The organism is Streptomyces sp. 8L (assembly GCF_020176795.1).
GTDB lineage: Bacteria > Actinomycetota > Actinomycetes > Streptomycetales > Streptomycetaceae > Streptomyces.
This window is the reverse complement of the sequence record NZ_JAIUKE010000288.1, coordinates 9,042-16,001: the sequence shown is the minus strand read 5'-3', so window position 1 is coordinate 16,001 and position 6,960 is coordinate 9,042. Positions and strand designations below refer to the sequence as shown.

The window sequence follows — 6,960 nt, the reverse complement described above, 5'->3', positions numbered from 1 at the left end:
GGGGAAGGACGACGGGGAGGAGGAAGCGGAGAGGGGAGCGGAGAGGGAGAAGGGGAGGCTGCGGGTGCAGGTGCGGGTGCGCTCCGCCTCGGAGCCTCGTACGTCTCCGGCCGCTCACGCCACTCCGGCTGCTCCGGCCGTTCCGACCGCTCCGGCCGTTCCCGCCACTCCGGCTGCTCACGCCACTGCGGCTGCTCCGACCGCTCACGCCACTCCGGCTGCTCCGACCGTTCCCGCCGCTCCTGCTGCTCCCGCCGCTCCGGCTGTCCGAGGCGGTCGCGCCGGCCGGGCCGGCCGCGGCCCGGGGCCGCCCTGTGCCGGTTCTTCGTCGCCATGGCCACCTCTCCCTCACCCGAGCCGGTCCCCTCGAACCCGCGTCCACGGCGTCGTCGGCCCCACGCCGCGCGGCGGTCGGCCCGGCACGTCCCTGGTGCGCCGCCTCAGTAGTCCGTTGCCATCGAGCCGTCGTCGCGACGGACCGCGGTCACCCGATCACGGCCCCGGCCCCGGTCCGGGTCCCGGTCACGGTCGCCCTCGCGGCCCCACTCGTGGCCCCAGCCCGGGTCCGCCGTCACGCGCGACGCGTCCAGCCGTGCCGGACGGTAGTACGAACTGCCCTTGCGCCAGTACCAGAACATCGGAACGACCCCGACGCCAAGACCTCCCAGACCGATGGTGGCCTCGGTCACCGACAGCCGGCCCAGCGATTGGGCGAACATCCACAACACGAACACGGAACCGGACAGCGGCCACACCCCGCTGAGCAGGAACTCCTTCACGGAGGTGAGCAGCAGCTTCCGGTACGCGACGACCACGGCGAGCCCCGCGAGCCCGTAATAGACCGATATCTGAAGGGAGATGGCGGTCACCGCGTCCGTGACGACCTCCGTGACCGATCCGATGGCCCCGGCGGCCAGCAGCATCGCGAGTGCCACCGCGCCGACCGTCGCGATCGCCGTGTACGGGGTGTTCCAGCGCCGGTGCACCCGGCCGAGCGCGGCGGGCAGCGCCCGGTCGCGGCCCATCGCGAACAGCGACCGCGTCACCTGGATGAGTGTCGTCTCGAACGTCGCCACGGTGGACAGCAGTACGGCGACGATCAGCACCCGGCCGCCCGTACCCGGCCACACCGCTTCGCCCAGCACCCGCAGCACGTCCGCGCCGCCCGCCGCCACCTGCTCCGGCGTCAGCACCATGTTGACGGCTACGGTGTACGCCTCGAACAGCAGGAAGACGACACCCACGCCGATCAGCGCCGCGAGCCCCGCCGTCCTGCGGCTGTTGCGGGTCTCCTCGCTCAGATTGCTGGTGACGTCCCAGCCCCAGAAGTAGAACGTCGCGATCAGCGCGCCCGCCGCGAACCCGCCCGGCCCGTCGAAGTGGCTGAAACCGAGCCACCCCCAGTCGAAGTCCCGGCCCCCGCCGCCGTGCGCGACCGCGAGGCCGAGGAAGACCAGCAGCAGCGCCACCTCCACGCCGGTCAGCGCGAGTTGGGTCCGTACGGACAGCCGGACCCCGCCCATCACGACCGCCAGCATCAGCAGGAACCACCCGGCCCCCACCAGCGCGTCGGCCCCGACGCGCTCGCCGAGCGCCGGGTCGAACAGCGACAGGGTGAGCGTGCCGGCCGGCAGCGCGCCCGCCACCATGAAGATCGTGGTGGACACGACGAGCGCCCAGCCCGCGAGGAAGCCGAGGAACGGGTGGAGGGTCCGCCCCACCCAGGAGTACGCGGCACCCGCGTTCCCGTCGAGGCGGCCGAGCCTGCCGTAGGCGAGGACGATCCCGAACATCGGCACCGCGCAGTACAGCAGCGCGGCGGGACTCGCCAGGCCGACGGCGCCGACGAGCACGGCCGTCGTGGTGGAGATGGTGTACGCGGGCGCGCTGCCCGCGACAGCCATCACGGTGGTCGCGAACGTACCGAGGACACCCGGCTGAAGGCCCCGGCCCGGCGCACCGCGCCCACTACGCCCACTACGCCCACCACGGCCGCTGCCACCGGGCCCGCCTCGCCCGTCGAACCCACCGCGTCCACTTCGTCCGCGCATCGCGATCACCCACTGCTTCCAGGAGAGGGGCGGAGGTCGGCATCGTAGCGACGCGGCGTCGCCGCGCACGGCGCGTCAACGTGTCGAGGACGCGGCCCGGAGCGGGAGGGACCGGACCGTAGCGGTCAAGTCCCCTTTCCCCTATGCGTGTTCGATGCCCCGCGTACCCAACGACGCAGGCGCCCGCGGGTCACGCACCGTGTTTCCACCGCACCGGCGCCGCTCTCGGCGCGGAAAAGAACACACCGGCCCGCGCGGCACACGGTTAGGCTCGGTGGTATGTCCGCCGACACCCCCGACGAGCCGACCGAACCGACCGAAGAGACTCAGCCCGCCGCGCCCGCTGAACCGGCTGAGCCCGGGCCCGGCCGCCCGGCGCCTCCGGCCGCCGCGGTCGGCGGGCCCTCGGTACGGGTGGACAGCTGGGTCTGGTCCGTACGGCTCACCAAGACGCGCTCCCAGGCGTCGGCCGCCTGCAAGGGCGGTCACATCCGGGTGAACGGCGACCGCGTCAAACCGTCGCAGCCGGTCAAGCCGGGCGACGAGGTGCGCGTCTGGCACTCGGGCCGCGAATGGCGCGTCGTCGTCACGAAGCTGATCAAGAAGCGGGTGGGCGCTCCTGTCGCCGTGACCTGCTACATCGACAACAGCCCTCCCCCGCCGCCCAGGGAACTCGCCGCCCCGGCCGCGGTGCGTCCGCGCGGTGCCGGCCGCCCCACGAAGCGCGACCGCAGGGAGCTCGACCGCCTCCAGGGCAACTGACGGCACCCGCTCGCGCACTCCGGCGTCCACCCGTACCCGGCTACCGTCTCGTATGACGAAACGATCTGGCTCATCATGCGGACGGGTGCTTGGCTGCGGCCCATGAACGAGACGGGTGGCGGAAACCGGTCGGGCGCGGGGACGCGCGGGTACGCCGACGGCGCGGACAGCGCAGACGACACGGACGACGCAGACGACATGGATGGCGCGGACCGCGCGGACATTGTGGTCGTCGGTGGCGGGGTCGCGGGGGTGCAGGCCGCGCTCGTGCTCGGGCGGGCCCGGCGGCGCGTCGTCGTCGTGGACGGCGGGCATCCCCGCAACGAACGGGCCCGTGCCGTGCACAACCTCGCCGGGCACGAGGGCACGGCCCCCGCCGAGCTGCTGGAGCGTGCACGCTCGGACGCGGCCCGGTACGGCGTGCGGTTCGTGTCCGGGACGGTCACCGGCGCGCGGCACGAGGACGCCGGGGACCCGGCCCGCAGCGGCCTGCGGATCGCGGTCGATCGCGGCAGGGCCGTGTTCGCCGCCGGCGCCCTCGTCCTCGCCACCGGCATCACCGAGGATCTGCCCGACGTGCCGGGGCTCGCCGCCCTGTGGGGCCACGACGTCGTCTCGTGCCCGTACTGCCACGGCTGGGAGGCGGCCGGGCTGCCCGTCGCCGTCGTCGGGTCCGGCCCCCGCGCCTGGCGGCAGTTGCTGCTCCTGCGCCGCTTCACCGACGACCTCACGCTCATCACCGACGGTCCCACGGGCCTCGAACCCGCCCAGTCCGAGCGCCTCGCCCTGCTGGGCATAACAGTCTGCGAGGACCGCGTCACGCGTGTCGTGGCCGAGGACGGGCGGCTCGCCGGTGTCGAGTTCGCCGACGGGCGGCTCGTACCGTACGGGGCGCTGTTCGCCGCCACCGCGCGCCGCCAGGCGTCCCCGTTGCCCGCGCTCCTCGGCTGCGCCGTCTCCGGCGCGTCCGTCGTGACGGACACCGACGGCCGCACCGGCGTGCCGGGGGTGTGGGCCGCGGGCACCTGCGCGGACCCGTCACTGACCGTCGCGGGCGCGATGGGACACGCCACCACCACTGCCATCGCGCTCAACAACGCCCTGGTGGACGCGGAGACCGAGGAGTGGGCCGCCCGGACCTGATGGGCCTCAGTCCTGGTGGGCCTCAGCCTTGGTACGCCTCAACCCTCGTAACCCTCAGCCCTGGTAGCCCTCCACCTCACTCGCGGGGCGCACCTTCGCCTCCGCCGGGTCCTCGCCGTACTCCGACTTCGCGCGGCGCTGCCGCAACAGGTCCCAGCACTGGTCGAGTTCCACCTCGACCGCGCGGAGCCGCTCGCGCTCCTCCGCGGCGAGTCCCTGCGCGGCGGTGGAGCGCTCGCGCAGCGTGTGCTCCTCGTCCACAAGGCCGTTGATGGTGTGGAAGATGCCCTTGTCGTCGTTCGATGCGCTCATCGCGCGCCCACCTCTCGCACCGTGCCGAGGACGGCGTTCACGCCGCCCTCCCGCGTACCGCAGACACATACACGTACACCGCTCACGCGCGGGTACCCACGCGTACCCATACGCACCCCTACGTACCTGCGGAGACCGGCACGTGTCCGGGTGCGTGCGTGGCGCCGGTCGATCCCGCCGCCTCCATCTCATCCGCTCCACCTCACCCGTCATCTCATCCGTGCAGGTCGAGCCGTACCAGCAGCGCGCGGTGGTCCGTGTCGGACAGATCGATGAACCGCGCGTCCCGTACCGAGAATTCCCCGCTGGCCAGGACATGGTCGATCTGCGTGCCCAGCGGCCTCGGCGCGGCGTGCGGCCAGGACGGGGTGTGCGCCGCACCGCCGTACAGGGCGCTGTCCCGCAGGCCGCCCGCCGCCAGCAGGCGACGGAAGGCCGCGTGGTCGCGCGTGGCGTTGAAGTCGCCCGCGATGATGGTGGGCGGGCCGCCGCGCCCGGCCGCCGCATACGCGCGTATCCGGCCCAGCTCGGTGCGCCAGGCGCCCACCTGGCCCGGGATCGGCGGCAGCGGGTGCGCGAGCTGGAGCCGTACCGTACGGCCGCCGACGCTCGCCCGCGCGCCCGGCATCGCCATCGTGGACGGAATGCCGGCCGTGTCCTCCAGCGGATAAGTGGACAGGATCGCCGAACCCTTGGAACCGTCCTCCCTGACGATGTCGCGGTACGGGTAGACGGCGCGCGGCAGCCGTGCGTCCAGCAGCGCGGAGCAGCGCAGCGAGCACTCCTCCACGAACAGCAGGTCCGGCTTGTGCCCCTGGGCGCTCTCCCGCCCCACCTCGGCGATCAACCCCTCGGTCGCCTGCCCGAACTCCACGTTGGACGTCAGCACGGTCAGCCGCGCCACGACGGGCCCTCGCGGCACGGCGGCGGCGAGCCCGGCCCCGTACGGCCGCGCGAAGAAGGCCGTCACCGCCAGCGCCGCCACCGCCCACAGCACACCGGTCCGCCACCGCAGGGCCGCCGCGCCGACCAGCCCGATCCCCGCGGGCACCAGCAACCACGGCAGCAGCGCGAGCAGTTGCGGTACGGGGGTGACGCCGTCGGTCCCCGCCGCACGGCAGGCCACCACCGCCGACACGGCCAGCAGCAGCAGCGACACGGCGGAGAGGACCGTGGCGCGGACGGCGCGCACCGCCGGAGGGCGCCGGAGCGTGGCTGCCCGCGCATCCGGACGCGCGAGCGACGACATGGGCAACGGCCGACCTCCCCGGGCGGGAACGCGCTCACCGGTAGGCGATGCGAGCGCCGCCGGCCCGGACCGTAGGGCGCGACGCCCGCATCCTTACCCAGGAGCCCGCCGTCCCGCACCCCGTGAACCGGTCGGGCCGCGGCACACTGCCCGGGCGCAGGGACCGGCCCCGGTCATACCGGCCCCGGTCATACCGTCCGATGCCCGCCGTGGCCCCAGGCCAGCGACCAGATCACGAAGACCGAGACCCCGAGCGCCAGGATCGACCAGACCGGCGCGAAGGGCAGGAACATGAACTGCGCGAACACGTTCAGCGACGCGAGCACGATGCCGGTCATCCGGGCCCAGGTGGCACCCCGCAGCACGCCGAGGCCGATCACCACCATCAGCACGCCCAACGCGAGATGTATCCAGCCCCAGCTGGTGATGTTGAACGAGTACACGTAGTTGTGCACCCGCGCGTACACGCTGTCCCTGGCGATCGCGACGATCCCCTGCAGGATGTCCATGATCCCGGAGACCAGGAGCAGTGTGCCGGCGAACAGCGTGCCTCCCGCCGCCCAGGCGGCGGCGCGGTCGTGGTCGTAGTCGTGGTCGTGGTGGTGCCTGCCGTGTCCCGCGCCGTGCCCCGTACCCATGTCGGAGCCCGTTCCGGGAGGAGGAGGTTGTGCGGTGTTGTGGCTCATGAGGCCATGGTGCGCCCAGAACGACAAAAGGGATATTTATCTCTTCTTCACCGGGCGTCCCGGAGGAGCCACCGGCCGCCCGCGAGTTGCGTGCGGGGGTCAGGGGCCTTCCGGTTGCCGCGGCCCTGCGGCGGGTGTGCCCTGGAAGGAGACAGCAGTGGGGGTGGTGGGGGCGTGTGGGAAGGAGTTCCTCGATATGGCCGCTCACGCAGCACCGGCACCGCGGAGGACGTCCGCGGGCCGTGGCGGGATGTTCCACGCCGGCCAGTCGCCACTCGCCATGGGACTGCCCCTCCTCTTCGGCATCGGTTACGGGGCCTACGCGTCCTTCATGGCACGCGGCGGCGGTCCCGCCCGGTACGAGCAACTGTGGCTGGCGCTGGCCTCGGGCATCGCGTTCGCGGCCGTCATGTACGTGCTCCTCTTCACCCAGCACAGGATGAAGCGCGAACTGCGGGCGCCGCTCTGGGGCGTCTTCCTCGGCGCTGCGGTCGGATTCCTGCGCGGGCTGGGCGACTTCAGCATCTACCGGTCGGTTGGGTTCGGGCTGGTGATCGGGGCCGCGGTCACGGTGGTGACGTACTACTGGTGGTACACGCACGAAGAGCGCGCCGACACGAACTCCACCTAGCGGAGGACGTGTTCGCCCGCGAGACGGCGGCGGCCCCCCCCCCCCGGCGGGGGGGCGGCCCCCCCCCCCGCCCGCGGCGGCCGGGGTGGCGCGCGGACGCGAGAGCACGGAGACCTGGCCGGTGGT

General features: G+C 73.3%; 7 protein-coding genes. 3 read left to right on the top strand and 4 right to left on the bottom strand.

The genetic code is table 11. The features are described from left to right. Positions 1–440: 440 nt before the first annotated feature. A complete protein-coding gene (locus tag LCE31_RS23215; protein ID WP_374118528.1) occupies positions 441–1,904 on the bottom strand; it encodes an APC family permease in 1,464 nt (487 codons plus the stop codon). Positions 1,905–2,330: 426 nt separating this feature from the next. Between LCE31_RS23215 and LCE31_RS23210 the strand changes: the two genes are divergently transcribed. Beyond that, the gene (locus LCE31_RS23210; protein ID WP_225017168.1) at positions 2,331–2,813 is read left to right on the top strand and encodes an RNA-binding S4 domain-containing protein; all 483 of its coding nucleotides are present in this window, start codon (positions 2,331–2,333) and stop codon (positions 2,811–2,813) included. A 102-nt stretch (positions 2,814–2,915) separates the two neighbouring features. After that, positions 2,916–3,956: an NAD(P)/FAD-dependent oxidoreductase gene (locus LCE31_RS23205; protein ID WP_225017166.1), complete on the top strand. Its 1,041-nt coding sequence runs from the start codon at positions 2,916–2,918 to the stop codon at positions 3,954–3,956. A 54-nt stretch (positions 3,957–4,010) separates the two neighbouring features. Here the strand turns inward: LCE31_RS23205 and LCE31_RS23200 are convergent, their stop codons facing one another. The 3 genes from LCE31_RS23200 to LCE31_RS23190 all read right to left on the bottom strand — a co-directional run bounded on the left by LCE31_RS23200 (position 4,011) and on the right by LCE31_RS23190 (position 6,203). After that, positions 4,011–4,268 carry a DUF2630 family protein gene (locus LCE31_RS23200; RefSeq protein ID WP_225017164.1) on the bottom strand — a complete coding sequence of 86 codons (258 nt, stop codon included), beginning with the start codon at positions 4,266–4,268 and terminating at the stop codon, positions 4,011–4,013. Between the two features lie 214 nt (positions 4,269–4,482). Next, on the bottom strand, positions 4,483–5,517 hold the full coding sequence (locus LCE31_RS23195) for an endonuclease/exonuclease/phosphatase family protein (RefSeq protein ID WP_374118527.1): 1,035 nt from the start codon (positions 5,515–5,517) through the stop codon (positions 4,483–4,485). A 188-nt stretch (positions 5,518–5,705) separates the two neighbouring features. Next, positions 5,706–6,203, bottom strand: a complete 498-nt coding sequence (locus LCE31_RS23190; protein ID WP_225017160.1) for a DUF7144 family membrane protein — start codon at positions 6,201–6,203, stop codon at positions 5,706–5,708. 196 nt (positions 6,204–6,399) lie between these two features. Between LCE31_RS23190 and LCE31_RS23185 the strand changes: the two genes are divergently transcribed. Continuing rightward, entirely contained in the window at positions 6,400–6,834 is a 435-nt protein-coding gene (locus LCE31_RS23185; protein WP_225017158.1) for a hypothetical protein, read from the top strand. Positions 6,835–6,960 lie beyond the last annotated feature (126 nt).

Excerpts from the sequence above, each read along its gene's own strand:
- LCE31_RS23190 (WP_225017160.1), bottom strand. The coding sequence starts at position 6,203 with ATGAGCCACAACACCGCACAACCTCCTCCTCCCGGAACGGGCTCCGAC.
- LCE31_RS23210 (WP_225017168.1), top strand. The coding sequence starts at position 2,331 with ATGTCCGCCGACACCCCCGACGAGCCGACCGAACCGACCGAAGAGACT.
- LCE31_RS23205 (WP_225017166.1), top strand. The coding sequence starts at position 2,916 with ATGAACGAGACGGGTGGCGGAAACCGGTCGGGCGCGGGGACGCGCGGG.
- LCE31_RS23215 (WP_374118528.1), bottom strand. The coding sequence starts at position 1,904 with ATGGCTGTCGCGGGCAGCGCGCCCGCGTACACCATCTCCACCACGACG.
- LCE31_RS23185 (WP_225017158.1), top strand. The coding sequence starts at position 6,400 with ATGGCCGCTCACGCAGCACCGGCACCGCGGAGGACGTCCGCGGGCCGT.
- LCE31_RS23200 (WP_225017164.1), bottom strand. The coding sequence starts at position 4,268 with ATGAGCGCATCGAACGACGACAAGGGCATCTTCCACACCATCAACGGC.
- LCE31_RS23195 (WP_374118527.1), bottom strand. The coding sequence starts at position 5,517 with ATGTCGTCGCTCGCGCGTCCGGATGCGCGGGCAGCCACGCTCCGGCGC.